The organism is Pseudomonas sp. NFACC43 (genome assembly GCF_900119645.1).
Classification (GTDB): Bacteria; Pseudomonadota; Gammaproteobacteria; order Pseudomonadales; family Pseudomonadaceae; genus Aquipseudomonas.
Map to the genome: position 1 here is coordinate 258,501 of NZ_FPKK01000005.1, position 17,573 is coordinate 276,073.

Annotated in this window: 15 protein-coding genes; 7 read left to right on the forward strand and 8 right to left on the reverse strand. The window is 60.8% G+C overall.

The window, feature by feature from the left end:
- The first annotated feature begins 41 nt into the window (after window positions 1-41).
- The gene (gene xylB, locus BT179_RS11535; RefSeq protein ID WP_072431106.1) at window positions 42-1,529 is read left to right on the forward strand and encodes a xylulokinase; all 1,488 of its coding nucleotides are present in this window, start codon (window positions 42-44) and stop codon (window positions 1,527-1,529) included.
- A gap of 12 nt (window positions 1,530-1,541) precedes the next feature.
- Entirely contained in the window at window positions 1,542-2,480 is a 939-nt protein-coding gene (locus tag BT179_RS11540; RefSeq protein ID WP_072431107.1) for a carbohydrate kinase family protein, read from the forward strand.
- A gap of 76 nt (window positions 2,481-2,556) precedes the next feature.
- On the opposite strand, the gene BT179_RS11545 is transcribed toward BT179_RS11540, so the two are convergent.
- The 4 genes from BT179_RS11545 to BT179_RS11560 form a co-directional block, all read right to left on the reverse strand.
- Window positions 2,557-2,835, reverse strand: a complete 279-nt coding sequence (locus BT179_RS11545) for a DUF1652 domain-containing protein (protein ID WP_072391133.1) — start codon at window positions 2,833-2,835, stop codon at window positions 2,557-2,559.
- A gap of 373 nt (window positions 2,836-3,208) precedes the next feature.
- A complete protein-coding gene (gene ilvA, locus BT179_RS11550) occupies window positions 3,209-4,216 on the reverse strand; it encodes a threonine ammonia-lyase, biosynthetic (protein ID WP_072391130.1) in 1,008 nt (335 codons plus the stop codon).
- Window positions 4,217-4,455: 239 nt separating this feature from the next.
- Window positions 4,456-5,604, reverse strand: coding sequence for a PQQ-dependent sugar dehydrogenase (locus BT179_RS11555; RefSeq protein WP_072431108.1), 1,149 nt, complete (start codon window positions 5,602-5,604; stop codon window positions 4,456-4,458).
- Window positions 5,605-5,622: 18 nt separating this feature from the next.
- Window positions 5,623-5,964 carry a hypothetical protein gene (locus tag BT179_RS11560; RefSeq protein WP_072391124.1) on the reverse strand — a complete coding sequence of 114 codons (342 nt, stop codon included), beginning with the start codon at window positions 5,962-5,964 and terminating at the stop codon, window positions 5,623-5,625.
- Between the two features lie 219 nt (window positions 5,965-6,183).
- Between BT179_RS11560 and BT179_RS11565 the strand changes: the two genes are divergently transcribed.
- Together BT179_RS11565 and ligD are read left to right on the forward strand one after the other, a co-directional pair.
- On the forward strand, window positions 6,184-7,074 hold the full coding sequence (locus tag BT179_RS11565) for a non-homologous end joining protein Ku (RefSeq protein WP_072431109.1): 891 nt from the start codon (window positions 6,184-6,186) through the stop codon (window positions 7,072-7,074).
- 32 nt (window positions 7,075-7,106) lie between these two features.
- A complete protein-coding gene (gene ligD / locus BT179_RS11570) occupies window positions 7,107-9,095 on the forward strand; it encodes a DNA ligase D (RefSeq protein WP_072431110.1) in 1,989 nt (662 codons plus the stop codon).
- 48 nt (window positions 9,096-9,143) lie between these two features.
- Here ligD and lpxO read toward each other — a convergent pair whose 3' ends face one another.
- On the reverse strand, window positions 9,144-10,043 hold the full coding sequence (gene lpxO, locus BT179_RS11575; RefSeq protein ID WP_072391114.1) for a lipid A hydroxylase LpxO: 900 nt from the start codon (window positions 10,041-10,043) through the stop codon (window positions 9,144-9,146).
- Between the two features lie 305 nt (window positions 10,044-10,348).
- Here lpxO and BT179_RS26980 point away from each other — a divergent pair, with 305 nt between their 5' ends.
- The gene (locus BT179_RS26980; RefSeq protein ID WP_256327893.1) at window positions 10,349-10,483 is read left to right on the forward strand and encodes a hypothetical protein; all 135 of its coding nucleotides are present in this window, start codon (window positions 10,349-10,351) and stop codon (window positions 10,481-10,483) included.
- A gap of 452 nt (window positions 10,484-10,935) precedes the next feature.
- Here the strand turns inward: BT179_RS26980 and BT179_RS11580 are convergent, their stop codons facing one another.
- Together BT179_RS11580 and BT179_RS11585 are read right to left on the reverse strand one after the other, a co-directional pair.
- Window positions 10,936-11,928, reverse strand: coding sequence for a fimbrial protein (locus tag BT179_RS11580; protein ID WP_072431111.1), 993 nt, complete (start codon window positions 11,926-11,928; stop codon window positions 10,936-10,938).
- Complete coding sequence (locus tag BT179_RS11585; protein WP_168199565.1) at window positions 11,925-12,677, reverse strand: fimbrial biogenesis chaperone; 753 nt, start codon at window positions 12,675-12,677, stop codon at window positions 11,925-11,927. Before BT179_RS11585 ends, BT179_RS11580 begins: the two co-directional genes overlap by 4 nt.
- Before the next feature lie 768 nt (window positions 12,678-13,445).
- On the opposite strand from BT179_RS11585, the gene BT179_RS11590 reads away from it, so the two are divergent.
- Both BT179_RS11590 and BT179_RS11595 read left to right on the forward strand, forming a co-directional pair.
- Window positions 13,446-15,032: an ABC-F family ATPase gene (locus tag BT179_RS11590; protein WP_072391104.1), complete on the forward strand. Its 1,587-nt coding sequence runs from the start codon at window positions 13,446-13,448 to the stop codon at window positions 15,030-15,032.
- Window positions 15,033-15,215: 183 nt separating this feature from the next.
- Window positions 15,216-16,409: an MFS transporter gene (locus tag BT179_RS11595; RefSeq protein ID WP_072431112.1), complete on the forward strand. Its 1,194-nt coding sequence runs from the start codon at window positions 15,216-15,218 to the stop codon at window positions 16,407-16,409.
- On the opposite strand, the gene BT179_RS11600 is transcribed toward BT179_RS11595, so the two are convergent.
- Window positions 16,403-17,440, reverse strand: a complete 1,038-nt coding sequence (locus BT179_RS11600; protein WP_072391098.1) for an alpha/beta hydrolase family protein — start codon at window positions 17,438-17,440, stop codon at window positions 16,403-16,405. The genes BT179_RS11595 and BT179_RS11600 overlap by 7 nt on opposite strands.
- Window positions 17,441-17,573 lie beyond the last annotated feature (133 nt).

A 17,573-nucleotide genomic window follows, 5' to 3' on the forward strand; every position in this document is an offset into this window, starting at 1 on the left:
AACAGTTCTGTGCTGACGGTTCATTGATATCAAGGATTTCCATGGCAAACCAACAACTGTTCCTGGGCATCGACTGTGGCACCCAAGGCACCAAGGCGCTGATCCTGGATGCGATCAGCGGCCAGGTACTTGGCCAGGGCGCCGCTGCCCACAGCATGATCAGCGGGGCCAACGGTCGCCGTGAACAAGACACTGGGCAATGGCTCGATGCCTTTACCCAGGCGACTCATCAGGCGCTGGCTGCGGCCGGGGTCGATGGCCAGGCCATCCTCGGCATCGGCGTGTCCGGCCAGCAACACGGCCTGGTCCTGCTTGACGACCAGGGCCAGGTCTTGCGCCCGGCGAAGTTATGGTGCGACACCGAGACGACGCCGGAAAACGATCGGCTCCTGGCGCACCTGGGCGGCGAGGACGGCAGCCTGGAACGCCTCGGCGTGGTCATCGCGCCCGGCTACACGGTGTCCAAGCTGCTCTGGACCCGCGAACGACACCCGGATGTCTTCGCCCGCATCGCCCGCATCCTGCTGCCCCATGACTTCCTCAACCATTGGCTCACCGGCCGCCATTGCAGCGAATACGGCGACGCCTCGGGCACCGGTTATTTCAACGTGCGCACCCGCCAATGGGATGTGCGACTGCTGCAGCACATCGACCCCAGCGGCCGATTGCAGGCGGCCCTGCCGGAACTGATCGAGGCCCACCAGCCCGTCGGCCGCATCCTGCCGGCCATTGCCGCGCGCCTGGGCATCAACCCCGAGGCCGTGGTGGCAAGCGGTGGCGGAGACAATATGATGGGCGCCATCGGCACCGGCAACATCCAGCCAGGCGTGATCACCATGAGCCTCGGCTCTTCCGGCACCGTCTACGCCTACGCCCGGGAACCGGCGGTCAGCCCGCAGGCATCGGTGGCGACGTTCTGTTCATCCAGCGGTGGCTGGCTGCCATTGATCTGCACCATGAACCTGACCAACGCCACCGGTGCGATCCGCGAGCTGCTGGGGCTGGACATCGAGGCTTTCAACACCCTGGTGGCCCAGGCACCCATCGGGGCCGAGGGTGTCTGCATGCTGCCGTTTCTCAACGGCGAACGCGTGCCTCCCCTGCCCCATGCCAGCGCCAGCCTGCTGGGCCTGACGACTACCAACCTGAGCCGGGCCAACCTGTGCCGCGCGGTGGTCGAAGGCACGACGTTCGGCTTGCGCTACGGCCTGGACCTGCTGCGGGCCAACGGCCTCGAGGCCCGCAGCATTCGCCTGATCGGCGGCGGCTCGAAAAGCGCGGTCTGGCGGCAGATCGTCGCCGACATCATGGACACCACCGTCATCTGCACCGAGCAGAGCGAAGCGGCCGCCCTGGGCGCGGCGATCCAGGCCGCCTGGTGCCATTCAGGATCGCCGCAAGGCCTGGACGAGCTGTGCGAGCGTTGCGTCAAGCTCGATCCGGCCAGTGAAACCCGGCCGATCGCCGAGCACGTCGCGGCATCGCAACAGGCCTATGAACGTTACCGACAACACGTCGCAACCCTTTGAGAGCAGGCAATTATGTTTCTGGTGTGTGGTGAAGCACTGTTTGATGTCTTCAGCGAAGACGAGGCTGGCGGTCCGGTCGCGCAGGTCAATTTCAAGGCCATCGCCGGCGGCTCGCCGTTCAACGTGGCGGTGGGGCTGCGCCGCCTGGGGAGGGAGTCGGCGCTGTTCGGTGGTTTGTCCACCGACTATCTCGGCCGGCGCCTGCGCCAGGTCCTGCTCAGCGAGGGCGTCAGCGCAAACTACCTGGTGGACTTCGATGCACCGACCACCCTTGCGATGGTTGCCGTCGGTGCCAATGGCTCACCCCATTACAGCTTCCGTGGCGAGGGTTGCGCGGATCGTCAACTGACTCTGGAGCATCTACCCGCGCTGGGGCCGGAGGTCCGCGGCCTGCATTTCGGTTCGTTCTCCCTGGTGGTACAACCCGTCGCCGACGCGTTGCTGGCACTGGCGCAACGCGAAAGCGGCCAGCGCCTGATCAGCCTCGATCCGAACGTGCGACTCAACCCGCAGCCGGACATCGAACTCTGGCGTGCCCGGATCGGGACGCTGGTGCAATTTGCCGACCTGATCAAGGTCAGCGACGAAGACCTCGGCCTGCTCTACCCTGAGCGCGATCCAGGCACGGTGATCCAAAGCTGGCTTGAACACCGCTGCCAATTGGTCTTCCTGACCCGGGGTGGCCAGGGCGCAACGGTGTTCAGTCGCCGCCATGGCAGCTGGTCGATGCCCGCCCAACCGGTCAAGGTGGCCGATACCGTGGGCGCAGGGGACACCTTCCAGGCCGCCCTGCTGACCTGGCTGTCGGAGAACGAACTGGATTCGGCCGAAGGCCTGCAGACACTGGAACGGGATCAGGTCAGCGCCATGCTGCAATTCGCCATGGGCGCGGCCGCCCTGACGTGCGGCAAGACAGGTCCGGACCTGCCGTACAGGCACCAGCTGAGCTGAGGGAAACGAGGGGAAACCGGACGCCGGGCCTGGGCTTGAGCCCCAGCCCAACGTCTGCGTGACTGACTATGGGCTATTAACGCCCGGTCATTCGATGCTGCTGGTGGAATTGATTACCGGTGACATGACTGTGGTCAAGCTCGGTACGCAGGTCGGCGATCAGATCGTTGATGGCCCGGCAGCTGGTGAGCTTGTTGGCATCGATATCGGTTCTGAGCAAGGCGACACGATCGGTTACATGGTCATCGAAGACCTTGATGGTCATCGACAGATCGGGTGACAAGGTGCATTGGGAGCGCTTGGGTAACAAGCTGCTTTCAATGATGCTGCGCATTTCGAGGGCAGATAAAAACATGGCGACTCTCTCCTGTTGAGGCGTCCAACTTATGTTCACGACGACGGTGATTCTTGTCCGTGTTCTTCCGTGCGGACTGGGACGATAAAAAAACCGTGCCGTTCGTTTTTGGCGTTTTAATCAATAGGCTCGTACAAACGAATTCTTGGATCATCCCGCAAAAAATATGCCTGCAATTGCCACGTTTCTGTTTGATGTAAATCAATGACTTAGCGTGCCAGCGTCGAGACTTCCTCGGGCAAAATGCAAGGAAGCGGCGTATTGCTCTTGCAAACTGCAATTGCTCATTGCGTCGGAAGCTAGATTAGCCCTAATTGCCATCATGCAAAGGGGCGTCCGTCGGCTGGCATGAAAAAAGCGATGACAGGTCATGTCACGCCGTTTCCAGGGCGGCTCGCTGCGCGACCTGCCCCAGGCTATCGAAGTTGATATTGGCACCGGAGTCAATGGCCACCAGCGTCTGGCCCCGGATGCCGGTACGGGCCACATACTGCTTGATGCCGGCCACCGCCAACGCGCCGGAAGGCTCGGTGATCGAGCGGGTATCGTCGTAGATATCCTTTATAGCGGCGCACAATTGGCCGTTGCCGACCGTGATCACCTCGTCCACGCAGAAGCGGCAGATCTCGAAACCATGGACGCCGATCTGCGCCACCGCCACACCATCGGCGAAGGTACCCACGCTTGGCAGGATGATTCGCTCCCCTGCGGCCAACGCCGCCTGCAGACAAGCGGAGTGTCGGGACTCGACACCGATGATGCGCACCTGTGGGCGCAGGTACTTGATGTAGGCGGCAATCCCGGCGATCAGCCCGCCTCCGCCCACCGGAACGAAGATCGCATCGAGCGCGCCGGCATGCTGGCTGAGGATTTCCATGGCGACCGTACCCTGGCCGGCGATCACATCGGGGTCATCGAAAGGAGAAACGAATTCTCGTCCGGTCTCACGGGCCAGGTTCAACGCATGCTCCAGGGCATACGGAAAACTCTCCCCGTGCAGCAGGGCTTCGGCGCCCCGGTCGCGTACGCCCGATACCTTCAACCCGGGTGTGCTCCTGGGCATCACGATGCAGGCCGAGATGCCCAGCTCCCGCGCCGCCAGCGCGACGCCCTGGGCATGATTGCCGGCCGATGCGGTGATGACACCACGGGCCCGCTGCGCCGGGGTCAACCGGACCAGCTTGTTGTAGGCGCCGCGGATCTTGAATGAGAACGTCGGTTGCAGGTCTTCGCGCTTGAGCAGGATCCGGTTGCCCAGGGCCTGGGACAGCGCCGGCGCCGCTTGCAGCGGCGTGCGTACGGCCAGTTCGTATACCGGCGCGGCGAGGATCTTCTTGACGTAGTGTTCCAGTAACGTTTGCTCGTGGCGGGTCGCGGTCATGGCGTGCTCCTGGTGAGGTGGAAGCCCAGGAGACAGAAAGAAGAAACCCGCCTCGAGGGCGGGTTGGGTACAGTCGTCAGCTAGCCCGCCAGATAAGGAATGGCGGTAATAATGCTTGGCTGGTTGCGCAGTACGGTGTTAGTCATGCCTGGAAACTAGCCGGGTGTCGAGGGCAAGTCAATCACCAATGTGCGGTAGACCGAATCAAGGCCACCGCCCTGCGGATCACCCGGCGCTGTTTACTTGAGCCCGACCTTGTACAACGCACCGTCGTCTTCATCCGTCAGCACATACAGGTAACCGTCCGGCCCCTGGCGCACGTCCCGGATGCGCTCCTTGAGTTCCCCCAGCAAACGCTCTTCGTGGACCACCTTGTCCCCCTCCAGTTGCAGGCGGATCAGGTCCTTGGACACCAAGGCGCCGATGAACACGTTGTGCTGCCAGGGCTTGAAGCGGTCACTGTCGTAGAACGCCATGCCACTGAGCCCCGGCGAAACCTGCCATACATGATGAGGGCCAAGCGCACCGTCGACGGTCTTGCCCTGGGCTTCGGGAATCGGCGAACCGGAGTAGTTGATGCCATGGGTCGCCAGCGGCCAGCCGTAGTTCTTGCCACGCTCGATGATGTTCAGTTCATCGCCACCCCTGGGCCCGTGCTCGTTCTCCCACAGCGTACCGGTCCAGGGATTGAGCGCGGCGCCCTGGGGATTGCGTACACCGTAGGACCAGATCTCGGGCCGGACATCTTTCTGCCGGATAAAGGGGTTATCGTCCGGCACCTGGCCGTCCGGGTAGATACGCACGACCTTGCCTTGCAGCTTGTCCAGGTCCTGGGCCGTCGGACGCTGGTTGTTCTCCCCCAGGGTGATGAACAGATAGCCGTCCCGGTCGAACACCAGGCGCGAACCGAAGTGATTTCCCGTCGATAGCTTTGGCTGCTGGCGGAAAATCACATCGAAGTTCTCCAGGCGCGTCAGGTCCTGGGACAACTGCCCGCGCCCCACCGCAGTGCCGGCCTTGCCGTCCTCACCGGCCTCGGCATAGGACAGGTAGACGGTACGATCCTGCTTGAAGTCCGGCGACAGCACCACATCCAGCAATCCGCCCTGGCTCCTGGCCCAGACCTCGGGTACGCCGCCCAGGGGCGCCGATAATCGGCCTTCGGCATCCACCAGGCGCAGGTTGCCGGACCGCTCCGTCACCAGCATGCCCCGCTGGTCCGGGAGGAACGCCACGGACCAGGGATGCTCCAGCCCCCTGACCACGGTGGTCACCTCCAGGGTGCCCTCCTCGCTCTTCAACGACTGGGTCTGGGCGGCCGTGGCCACGGTGGCGAATGTCAGGACAGTGCTGGCGCAGAGCGCAGCGATGAATGTCTTATGCAACATGCACAGCTCCTTCTGTTATCACTGGCGATTACCGTTGTTCATGTTCCGGTTGGGCGTGCCGGACTCGATGGTGGGCCTGGGTGAACCAGGCGGCGGCCCCGAACGCGGATAACCGTTGCCGATACCGCCATTTTCCAGGGTCGGGGGTCGAGGTGCTGGGATCGTCGGATTGTGGCGGATCGTCGGCACGTTGGGCTGGGTGCCCTGCATGCTGTTGGGATTGGCCCGCCGTATCGGATTGCTGTAGGGGTCATTGTTGCCCGGCAGGTTCTGGGCCAGGACCAGCGCCCCGGGGTCCGGCGTCGCCTGGGCGGCCCCGGCCAGCAACAGCGTGGAAACGGCGAGCATCAGCCTGTTCATGGGTTTCTCCTGCGTCGCGAAATCGCTCAGGGATATCGAAAGCACGCTACTGCTCTGGTTCGCCGTTGTTAAGTGAAAGTCCCGGTAAAGATGTAACGAGGCATCTCCGGGCAAATCGACAGGCGCTCCCGTCACGGCTTGAACTCGCTTCCAGGGAAACTTTTGCCGGGGCCGGAAGGTCACCAAGAGAGACTTCATCACTGGCAAGGAACCCCCACCATGGCACGGGCAATCTGGAAAGGCGCTATCAGTTTCGGGTTGGTGCATATCCCGGTTGCACTGGTGTCGGCGACGTCATCCCAAGGGGTGGATTTCGACTGGCTGGACAAGCGCAGCATGGACCCGGTGGGCTACAAGCGGGTCAACAAGGTCACCGGCAAGGAAGTGACCAAGGAAGAAATCGTCAAGGGCGTCGAATACCAGAAAGGCCAGTATGTGCTGCTCAGCGAAGAGGAGATCCGCTCCGCACACCCCAAGTCCACGCAGACCATCGACATCTTTTCCTTCGTCGACAGCGAGAAAATTCCGCTGCAGAACATCGACACCCCCTACTTCCTTGCCCCCGACAAGCGCGGCGGCAAGGTCTATGCGCTCTTGCGCGAGACCCTGGTCAAGACCAACAAGGTGGCCCTGGCCCATGTCGTGTTGCATACCCGCCAGCACCTGGCGGCCCTCATGCCCCTGGAATCGGCTTTGGTGCTGGTGATGCTGCGCTGGCCCGCCGAAGTGCGCGACCTGGATATCCTGGAACTGGGCGACGAGGTGATTCACCCGACGCTGGCCAAGGGTGAGCTGGAAATGGCCAAGCGCCTCGTGGAGGACATGAGTGGGGATTGGGAACCCCAGGCATACCGCGACAGTTTCGAGGACAAGATCATGGAACTGGTGGAGAAAAAAGCCAACGAGGGTCGGCTCGAAGCAGTGGAAACCGACCCGGGCGAAGAACAACGCAAGAGCGCCGATGTCATCGACCTCACCGAACTGCTCAAACGCAGCCTGGGCAGCAAGGGCAAGGCGGCCGACAAGCCCGGCGGCAAGACCGCCGAGAAAGCCGCCAAGCCTCGTAAATCCACCCCTGCCAAAAAAGCCACCAAGGCCTCCCGGGGCTAATCCCCGAAGCCAGTACTGCAAGGGAATCTGTCATGGCCAAGGCCGATAGTGAATATGCCCGTTCGTCCGGCACCGAACCGGACACCGTCACGACTCGCGACGACAACCGGCGAGACGACAGCCTTACCGATGACCGGTTACCCGAACGCCTGTCCCCACAACTCGCTACGCCCGTGGAGCAACCACCGGCCGGCGAGTGGCGTTATGAAGTCAAATTCGATGGCTATCGACTGCTGGCCCGCATCGAGCATGGCGCGGTCCGCTTGTTCAACCGCAATCACCAGGACTGGACCGAGCGCCTCAAGCTGCACGCCGATGCCCTCGCCGCCCTGGGCCTGGGGGACAGTTGGCTGGACGGTGAACTGGTGCTGCTCGACGATACCGGGCGATCCGACCTGGCGGCCCTGCGGCAGGCTTTTGAGATCGGTCGCACCGTGGACCTGCTGTATTTTCTGTTCGATGCGCCATTTCTCAATGGTCGGGACCTGCGCCAAGTGCCGGTGGAAGAACGACGAGCTGCGCTGAAAAAGGCCCTGGCCAACAATGCCAGCAAACGCCTGCGGTTCTCCGAAGCATTCTCCGCCAGCCAGGACGAGATCTTCGAGAGTGCCAGCGCCCTGTCGCTGGACCGTGTGGTCGGCAAGCGCCTGGGCAGCCCCTACGCGGGCCAGCGCAGCGTCGATTGGGTCAAGCTCAAGTGCCGGCTGCGCCAGTCCTTCGTGATTGTCGGCTTCACCCGTGCGCAAGGCACCCGCAGTGGTTTCGGTGCGTTGCTGCTGGCGGTCAACGGCCCTGCGGGGCTGACATACGCCGGTCGGGTTGGCACAGGGTTCAATCAAGCCCAGCTCAAGGGCTTGCACGAGCAGCTCTTGAGGCAGGTGCGTGACACTTCGCCCCTGAACGCTCCCCTCAATACGGCACAAGGGCGCGGCGTGCAGTGGGTCGAGCCAACCCGCGTCTGTGAAATCGAATTCGCCGAGTGGACCCGCGACGGCCTCGTGCGCCAGGCAGCCTTTCTCGGCCTGCTGGCCGACACGCCAGTCGACCAGGTGGTGCGAGTGCAACCCTTGCCGATCAAGGCCATGGCACCTGAACCCAAGCGCGGCGCAAAACATCGCGCGGTGCATGTCGGCGGCGTGAAGATCTCTCATCCCGAGCGGGTCATCGACAGTGTCAGCGGCGTGCATAAGGTGGAACTGGCGCAATACTACGCGGACATCGCGCCATGGATCCTGCCCCATCTGAAACAGCGCCCGGTGGCCCTGCTGCGGGCACCGGATGGAATCGGTGAAGAGCAGTTCTTCCAGAAGCATGCCGACCGCCTGGAAATTCCCCATATCCGCCAGCTGGATCCGGCCCTGGACCCTGGCCATGCCGCGCTGATGGAAATCGACAGTCCACGGGCACTGATCAGTGCGGCTCAGATGGGGACGGTGGAGCTGCATACCTGGACCGCGACCCACGACCGGATCGAAACCCCCGACCTGTTCGTCCTGGACCTGGATCCGGACCCGACACTGCCCTGGAGCGCCATGCTGGAAGTCACCCGCCTGACATTATCGGTGCTCGACGAATTGGGGTTGCAGGCATTCCTCAAGACCAGCGGCGGCAAAGGCATGCACGTTATCGTGCCGCTGGCGCGCAGTGAAGGATGGGACACGACCAAGGCGTTCGCCAAGGCCATCTCTCAATTCATGACCCAGCAGATGCCCCAGCGGGTGACCGCCACCATGGGGCCCAAGAACCGGGTCAGGAAGATCTTCATCGACTACCTGCGCAATGCCCGGGGCGCCAGTACGGTAGCCGCCTATTCGGTACGCGCCCGGCCCGGCCTGCCGGTGTCGGTACCGATTGCCCGGGCGGAACTCGATGGCCTGCGTAACGCCCAGCAATGGGATATCCATACCGCACTGGAGCGAGCCAGGGGGCTGGGCGCCGATCCGTGGGACGGCTACAACCACCGCCAGCGGATCACGGCCCGGATGTGGCAACAACTGGAGGCCGAGAAGCCCGGAGAGTGAGCTGCTCGCGTCCCGACACCGTGCAGGAACGGGACTGCGGCAGCCCCCTCAGATCCAGACGAAAATCGCCAACAGCCCACCGAAGAACGCCCATTTTTGCAGGTAATACAGGGTACGGTTGCGCTTCTTCAGGGCCTTGCCTTGCAGGCGGATCCTGTAGAGCCTGGAAAACGCCCGGTTCAGCCCGCCGGTCCTGTCGCCAGCATCGTTCGGTGCACCGGCGGCCGCCATTACGGTGCGACTGAACCAACGGTTGAAGGCACTGGCCCAGCGGAATTTCATCGGCCGCTCCACGTCGCAGAACAGGATGATGCGGTTGTGAGGCGTGGTGTTCTCGGCGTAATGGATGAACGTCTCGTCGAACATCACCGCCTCGCCATTACGCCAGTGGTATTGCTGGCCATCGACATTGATGTAGCAGCCAGGATCGTTGGGCGTATCCAGGCCCAAGTGGTACCGATACGAACCGGCATACGGGTCGCGGTGCCGGACCAGCTTCGAGCCTGGCGGCAACTCGGCGAACATCGCCGCCTTGATCGACCCGATGCCCTGTACCAGCTCGGTAGTGCGCGGACACAGCTTCATGGCCGAAGGATGGCTGTCGCCGTACCACTTGAGGTAGAAGCGCTTCCAGCCCGTCTTGAAGAACGAGTTGAAACCGACATCGTCATATTGATTGGAGCGCTTGATTTCTCCTGCCTTCAGCAGGTTCTGGCCTTCGGCGCGAATTTCTTCCCAATGGGCCTGCAAGGGGCTCAGGTCGGGAAAATCGGCCGTTTCCAGGTAAGGCCTGTTGGGCAGTTTCGAACACAGGTACAGCAGGCAATTGATAGGCGCCAGGAAGGAAGAATGGTCGCTCAACTGGCGACCGAGCTTGTGCCGCACACGCCCACGCAAGTGCACATAGCCGATGGAGAGGATATAGATCGCAACAATGATGAGTTTCACGCGATTCGTCACACAGCTTAAGTGAACGGACTGCTCTCCCCACCAAGCGGCAGCGTGAGGGCATCTGAAAGATGGCATTTTAGCCACACTTTGTAACTGAAAGTTACCCTCAATTGTGAAAAACTGTCATGCCCGGCCCCCCTCCCCAAGCTCCCCTCGACCCAGCCACGCCCCCAGACAATGACATAAGGACTGAATCAGAAGCGACGATGCACTCCAGGCATCAGCTCCCTAGAAAAAATGAATTAGTCACTTGCCCGCTCGGTCAAGAATTATGAACGCAGTAATCTGACGAGGTAACAGAGATGACTATCGAAGCAGAGACACTCGTGCAACTGACCGAAGCGCTTCAAGAGCAAGGCATGGTTCTGGTCTCGGACGTGGCATTCACCCGTGCACCCTACCGGCAGAATCATCGCTGGATCTGCATCGTGGAGTAGCGAGCGCCATGACGGGTGGACCCGTCCTGCGCGCGGGCGATCGCCAGCTGTTTTCGCCTTGCCTGACCTTCATCTCTCAAGACTTTTGTACAGAGCCTAGGGTGACGGAGTACCACCTTCGACCGGTCGTCCATCAAGGGCAGGCATCGGGTCCGTCTGGACCCCGGTGGATAGACAAGCCCAGGCTTCATATGCACGCCTATGGCGAGAGACCGCCTCATCCCAGCGAACCCCTGAAACTTCGCGAGAAACGACGAGCATCATGAGATGATTCGTGGCTGCATCGAGATCGAGCAGCAGGTGATGGGCGTTGAAGCGAAAATCGTCAATCGAAGGCATGAGGTCACACATGAAATCGGCGGATTACCAGGGATCAGGTGCCCTGCCACGTAGAATCATTGTGACACCACTTCGATTGACGATGTGAAAGCCCAGACGATCGGTGGCCTGGGCTACTTGTAGTACACGTCAAAGATAGCGCCGGCATTGAAGCTGCCCAGCTTGGGTTTATCCGTGCGCCACTTCAAACGAGCCTCGAATTGCTTGCTGTTACTGGTCGAGCTGACTTGAGGAATCACCACGAACGCGTTGTTGAAGCGCAGCGGGGTGTGGTTGTCGGCATCCAGGATTTCGATACCGACCGAATCATTATCCTTGGGCACCAGGGTTCCCATACTGTCGTATAGACTCGCGTTCTCCGCGGGTCGCAGAATCCCGTTCAAACCATACACGGCGGTACCTTGACAGGTACGTTGTTCAAAGAGCGAGAAGGTGGCACGCTTGATTTCAAGCCCGGGAGTTGCGCCAGCACTGATGATATTTCCGAAACTCATGGTAGTAGGATTCACGGTAACCGTGGACGAACAGGGGATGAGGTTGGCGGTGAGGCCTTTGACAACTACAGAGAGCAACCCCGAAATAGGCTGCCCCTCCTTCCCAATCGTATAGGGAACATAGTTGTTCAGGTCTACTGTCCTGGTCTGTGAAGTCGTGCTTGCAGCGGTCTTTTTTAAAATAAACAAAGAGGCCTTGTAATATCCGAACTCATTGACATTTATCTGCCCTACCGACGTACTGTTCGTAGGCATGGTCCTTGCGCGCACAGACTTGGTAACAGACGGGCGATAGTCAGTGCCATTCAACGTCACCCCGACTTCTATATCCGGACCAAAATCCCGGCCGAGGGGATTAAGAAAAAAATAGGTCGCAAACGTCGAAGGTCCTAACCAGCAGTTGTAGTTCAGGTCCTGGGCGGGCATCCGCCATACTACCGTTCCTGCAGGTGCCGAGTCGGGTATCGTTACAGAGGCATTGATTTGCAAGGCTTGCGTAGTTGCATGAGTGTAGGTGTTGTCACAGGTGTATTGCACCTCGCTCTGGGCCTTGGACTCAGACACATTGAAACTCAACGAAAGCGCTGCCAGGATACTTATTGCTTTATTCATATCGGCGATCCTGAATTAGGTGTGGAACGCGTCACAGCCATCACATGCGGAGTTCTATCGCCCTCATCCGTGATGAACGTGCTGGTAATCCTGGCTATTGGCTTTGCACAATCGGCCAGCTGTACATCCCGTGTAGAAAAGGGGGGCAACATCAGGTGCGCCACGGGTTTCCCACACACCCGCCCCTGCCGATCAAGGAATTGGACATCCGTGAGAGTCTGGAAATAAGGCGAATCATTGTGAGCATCGAGGATGGCATCTTTTGATTGGGTCGCCTGCCGCCAATACAACCTGGTAAAAGCTTCTGTCGGAGACATAGGCAACGCGGGGCGGAAAAATACCTTCAGGCGGTGACGCAGGACAATCTGCAACCTGTTCTGCTCCGCAGGAACCTTTGGAATATCCATCACACTCAATAGAAAACAGGACTCCCGATCCCGAGGAAGCCCAACCCCTTGATACAGAATATCAACCGTCTGCTTGTCTCCGGGCTGAATCTCAATTAATGGTCTTGAAAGCGCAAGCGGCAAGTCGTCCAGAGCTTGCTGATCATCGCCATCACCAAATGTGACCTGGGCCAGCACGGCTTGCTTGCCAACATTTTCGATTGTAATTGTTTTTGCCTTGTCCCTGGCATTGAAGACGAACCGGGTCGTCCCACCGAAATCAACATCTGCCGCCGCCAGCCCAGTAAACGTTATCGTTTGAGACAGTAGCCAGACCAAGGCACCGAACTTGATAAACCGCATAAAACAAACCATCCCTGCCACAAACAAAATCATTCATTGAAATTGCAAACTTCCCGCCAACGACCAGACAGAACCATCAATACTCCCAATATTCGGCTGCAGCCCGGCACTGGTTTTTTATAACATCGAGCATCGATTCATTCCAGGAAATGGCCGCTCTTTAAGAATCGTCTTAATTCCGGCAATCGATCTATAAAACAATAACCAGGTGTTGGGCTCAGCTATATAACATCGGCAAGCGAAGGGCCGCAGTTACGCAACATCGTAAACTGGAAAGACGAATCACCACTTGCAGTTGATGAAACCTGATCTGGCACTGATCGGCGGATAGCGCTTTATCGGTTACATGCGGATCGATCGATGTGCCTGTCAACAACCTCCCGCGAGCGACCTTACGTACGCAAGGAGACGGCAGGCCATTTACAGCGCAGCTCCATGAAAGCCAGGCCGGCAGCTCTGGCCCTCCAACCCTCCTGCGAAGCGATCACGCGCTCCCGCAAGGAAGCCCGCTGATGAAGGGTCAGGTGCGGATGCGCTTTCGGCTGCCATACAACTGCCGTCATACTTATGCGACAATGCGCGCAACGTCCAACATGCCCCCCGCATTCATCGCTCAGCAGCTTGGCCACAGCGTCCAATGTTGCTGGCGACGTATGCGCGTTGGCTCAACCTCAAGCTCGGACTGGGCGGAGCTGGAGAAGCTCCGAATGGATACCACATCGGTATCAGGGAAAATGACCAGCTCTAACCCATTGATAGGTAAGGTAATTGATCTCCACAGCTAACATCACCATGCAGTTCGGCGCCAAGCCGCTGTTCGAAAACGTTTCGGTCAAGTTCGGTGCGGGCAACCGCTATGGCCTGATCGGCGCCAACGGTTGCGGCAAGTCGACCTTCATGAAAATCCTCGGTGGCGATCTCGAGCCGTCCGGTGGCCAGGTGATGCTCGAACCGAACGTACGCCTGGGCAAGCTGCGCCAGGACCAGTTTGCCTACGAAGCCTTTACCGTGATCGACACGGTCATCATGGGTCACGAGGAACTGTGGAAGGTCAAGGCCGAGCGTGATCGCATCTACTCGCTGCCGGAAATGACCGAAGAAGACGGCATGGCCGTGGCCGAGCTGGAAACCGAGTTCGCCGAGATGGACGGCTACACCGCCGAGTCCCGTGCCGGTGAGCTGCTGCTGGGCCTGGGCATTCCGCTGGCACAGCATTTCGGTCCGATGACCGAGGTGGCGCCGGGCTGGAAACTGCGGGTCCTGCTCGCCCAGGCGTTGTTCTCCGATCCTGAAGTACTGTTGCTCGACGAACCGACCAACCACCTGGACATCAATACCATCCGCTGGCTGGAAAACATCCTCACGGCGCGTAACAGCACCATGATCATCATTTCCCACGACCGGCACTTCCTGAACAGTGTCTGCACCCACATGGCCGACCTGGACTACGGTGAGCTGCGCCTGTTCCCGGGCAACTATGACGAGTACATGATCGCCGCGACCCAGTCCCGCGAGCAGCTGCTGTCGGACAATGCCAAGAAAAAAGCCCAGATCGCCGAGCTGCAGACCTTCGTCAGCCGCTTCTCGGCCAACGCCTCGAAAGCCAAGCAGGCCACTTCCCGCGCCAAGCAGATCGACAAGATCCAGCTCGCCGAGGTCAAGCCGTCGAGTCGCGTGAGCCCATTCATCCGGTTCGAGCAGACCAAGAAACTGCATCGCCAGGCAGTCACCGTCGAGCGTATGTCCAAGGGCTTCGACGGCAAGACCCTGTTCAAGAACTTCAGCTTCACCGTCGAAGCCGGCGAACGTGTGGCGATCATCGGCCCCAACGGTATCGGCAAGACCACCCTGCTGCGCACCCTGATGGGCGAACTGACACCCGATAGCGGCTCGGTGAAATGGACCGAAAGCGCCGAGCTGGGCTACTACGCCCAGGACCACGCCCATGACTTCGAAGACGACGTCAGCCTGTTCGAATGGATGGGCCAATGGACCCAGGGCGAACAGATGATCCGGGGCACCCTGGGTCGCATGCTGTTCTCCAACGATGAGATCCTCAAGTCGGTCAAGGTGATCTCCGGTGGCGAACAGGGCCGCATGCTGTTTGGCAAGCTGATCCTGCAGAAGCCCAACGTACTGGTGATGGACGAACCGACCAACCACCTGGACATGGAATCCATCGAAGCGCTGAACCTGGCGCTGGAAAACTATCCGGGCACGCTGATCTTCGTCAGCCACGACCGCGAGTTCGTGTCGTCCCTGGCCACCCGCATCATCGAACTGAGCGCCGACGGCGTCGTCGACTTCAGCGGCACTTATGACGACTACCTGCGCAGCCAGGGTGTGATGTTCTAGGACCGTCCCCAACGGCCAATGAAAAGCCCTGTCCAATGCGACAGGGCTTTTTTGCATTCGGCATCCCTATAGGCGCGAGCCGGGTTCAAAGGCCTTGGCCTGGCCATTTAGTTAGCCTGCTTTCTTTTCTCCCCATCTCGCGCCATCATGGACCTCTCCCGCCGCCGCCCGCGAACGAGCTCCATGTCAACGCCTCAATCCGCCCCCAGCGCCCTGTCGGTCACCCTGCAGATCGTCTCCATCGTTTTCTACACGTTCATTGCCTTTCTCTGCATCGGCCTGCCGATTGCCGTATTGCCGGGCTACGTCCACGAGCAACTGGGCTTCAGTGCGGTGGTGGCCGGATTGACCATCGGCTCGCAGTACCTGGCGACCCTGCTCAGCCGGCCCATGGCCGGGCGGCTGTCGGACAGCGTCGGCACCAAGCGGGCGATTGTCTACGGTTTGTCGGGTATCGTGCTCAGCGGGGGGCTGACCCTGCTCTCCACCTTGCTGCAAAGCCTGCCACTGCTGAGCCTGCTGATCCTGATCGGCGGCCGGCTGTTGCTGGGGGTGGCCCAGGGCCTGATCGGCGTAGGCACCATCAGTTGGTGTATGGGCCAGGTCGGAGTGGAACACACGGCCCGTTCGATTTCCTGGAACGGCATCGCCTCTTATGGCGCGATCGCCATCGGTGCCCCCCTGGGAGTGGTGATGGTGGGCGACCTGGGTTTCGCCAGCCTGGGGATCGCCTTGTCGCTGCTGGCCGGTGGGGCGCTGTTGCTGATTCGCAATAAACCGTCGGTGCCGGTGGTTCGTGGCGAGCGCCTGCCTTTCCGGGCGGTATTCGGCCGTATCGCGCCGTTTGGAACGAGCCTGTGCCTGGCCTCGATCGGCTATGGCACGCTCACGACATTCATAACCCTGTTCTACCTCAGTCGCGGCTGGACCGGCGCGGCCTGGTGCCTGACCGTCTTCGGCATCTGTTTCATCCTCTCGCGCTTGTTGTTCATTTCCAGCATCGGCCGCTTCGGAGGGTTCAACTCTGCCATTGCGTGCATGAGCATCGAAACCCTCGGGCTGGTGTTGCTGTGGCTGGCGCCTTCCACAGGGTTCGCCCTGGTGGGCGCGGGGCTGGCCGGTTTCGGGCTGTCGCTGGTGTACCCGGCGCTGGGCGTGGAGGCCATCAAGCAGGTGCCGAACACCAGCCGCGGCGCGGGATTGAGTGCCTACGCCGTCTTCTTCGACCTGGCCCTGGCGATTGCCGGGCCCATGATGGGCGCGGTGGCGTTGAACCTGGGTTATTCATGGATCTTTTTCAGCGCCGCTGTACTGTCGATCAGCGGCCTGGCCTTGACCCTGCTGCTACGCCAGCGTGCCGGAAAAGCCGCTTATTGATCCGCGGTCCTCAGGCCGGCGCGGGTCGGCCTACCCAAGGCCTGGCTGAAAAAGCGCCCTGCTTCGGAGATCATGGTGCGGTGGATGTCCTTGCGGTCGACGCCATCGGCATCGGTGCAGAGCGCAGGCATCGCGGCGATCTGCTCTTCAGTGCAAGGGGCCATGAACACGAAATGCCCGGCCCCGGCCAGGGTCTTGAAATCCGGCGCGGTGGGCAGTTTGCGGGCCAGGGCGGCGGCATTCTTGTCAAAGGCCACCAACTTGTCGCCATCGCCGCTGTACAGCAGCACCGGCACATGGACGTCGGCCAGGGTATGACGGCCGAACTTCAGGCTCAACGGCGCCATCAACAACAACGCCCGGACCCTGGGGTCGGCCACCGGATGCAGGTCGTCGCGGTCGGCAATCAGCTCGCCCTGGGTGTTGCAGGCATCGCGATCATCCGGCCGCTCATGGCAGTAGCGACGCAGGCGATCGAGATCCGGGGTGGCGCCCGACAGGATCAACGCGGTTTCGCCGCCGGCCGAATAGCCGATCACGCCCACCTGCCCGGCATTGACGAACGGCGACAGCATCGGGTCGCTCAACGTTGCGGTAATGGCTTCGGAGATCTGGATGGGCCGTCCGTACAGATTGCTCAAGGTGCCGAGCCGGCTGTGGTCCTGGGCGTTATCGCCCGGATGAATCACCGCCACCACCACGAACCCCTTGCGCGCCAGGGACGTGGCCAGGTCATGCAAGGCCAGCGGCGTACCGGTGTTGCCATGGGAGAGCATCAGCATGGGAAAGCGGCCGATGGCGATCCGGGCGTCCGGCGCGGCATCGATCTCATAGCCTTCCAACCGGCTGGTCTGCTCCCGGGCGGTCGACGGATAGAAGGCGATGGCACGCATGGGCTGGTGGTCCAGCGGATCGAGGAAGCTCAGCTCATGGAAACCAGCACTCCAATGAGGCTCCAGCCCCGGTGCGGCCTGTACTGTCACCAGGCTGCCGAGCAAACCAAGCAGTAACCCTGCACCAAGACGCTTCATCGACTCTTCCACCTTCACCAGCGAACGACAGAGACCTGTCCGCTCGCCGCCCTGACGTGCACCCGGCGGCCAGAATACAGCGTTTTACAAGGGTTTCGATATGCACGGTAAGAACAAGTCCGCCCACGACAGC

Bases quoted from the DNA above. Each gene is read 5' to 3' on its own strand.
- xylB (WP_072431106.1), top strand. From the start codon at position 42: ATGGCAAACCAACAACTGTTCCTGGGCATCGACTGTGGCACCCAAGGC.
- BT179_RS11540 (WP_072431107.1), top strand. From the start codon at position 1,542: ATGTTTCTGGTGTGTGGTGAAGCACTGTTTGATGTCTTCAGCGAAGAC.
- BT179_RS11545 (WP_072391133.1), bottom strand. From the start codon at position 2,835: ATGTTTTTATCTGCCCTCGAAATGCGCAGCATCATTGAAAGCAGCTTG.
- ilvA (WP_072391130.1), bottom strand. From the start codon at position 4,216: ATGACCGCGACCCGCCACGAGCAAACGTTACTGGAACACTACGTCAAG.
- BT179_RS11555 (WP_072431108.1), bottom strand. From the start codon at position 5,604: ATGTTGCATAAGACATTCATCGCTGCGCTCTGCGCCAGCACTGTCCTG.
- BT179_RS11560 (WP_072391124.1), bottom strand. From the start codon at position 5,964: ATGAACAGGCTGATGCTCGCCGTTTCCACGCTGTTGCTGGCCGGGGCC.
- BT179_RS11565 (WP_072431109.1), top strand. From the start codon at position 6,184: ATGGCACGGGCAATCTGGAAAGGCGCTATCAGTTTCGGGTTGGTGCAT.
- ligD (WP_072431110.1), top strand. From the start codon at position 7,107: ATGGCCAAGGCCGATAGTGAATATGCCCGTTCGTCCGGCACCGAACCG.
- BT179_RS26980 (WP_256327893.1), top strand. From the start codon at position 10,349: ATGACTATCGAAGCAGAGACACTCGTGCAACTGACCGAAGCGCTTCAA.
- BT179_RS11580 (WP_072431111.1), bottom strand. From the start codon at position 11,928: ATGAATAAAGCAATAAGTATCCTGGCAGCGCTTTCGTTGAGTTTCAAT.
- BT179_RS11585 (WP_168199565.1), bottom strand. From the start codon at position 12,677: ATGCGGTTTATCAAGTTCGGTGCCTTGGTCTGGCTACTGTCTCAAACG.
- BT179_RS11595 (WP_072431112.1), top strand. From the start codon at position 15,216: ATGTCAACGCCTCAATCCGCCCCCAGCGCCCTGTCGGTCACCCTGCAG.
- BT179_RS11600 (WP_072391098.1), bottom strand. From the start codon at position 17,440: ATGAAGCGTCTTGGTGCAGGGTTACTGCTTGGTTTGCTCGGCAGCCTG.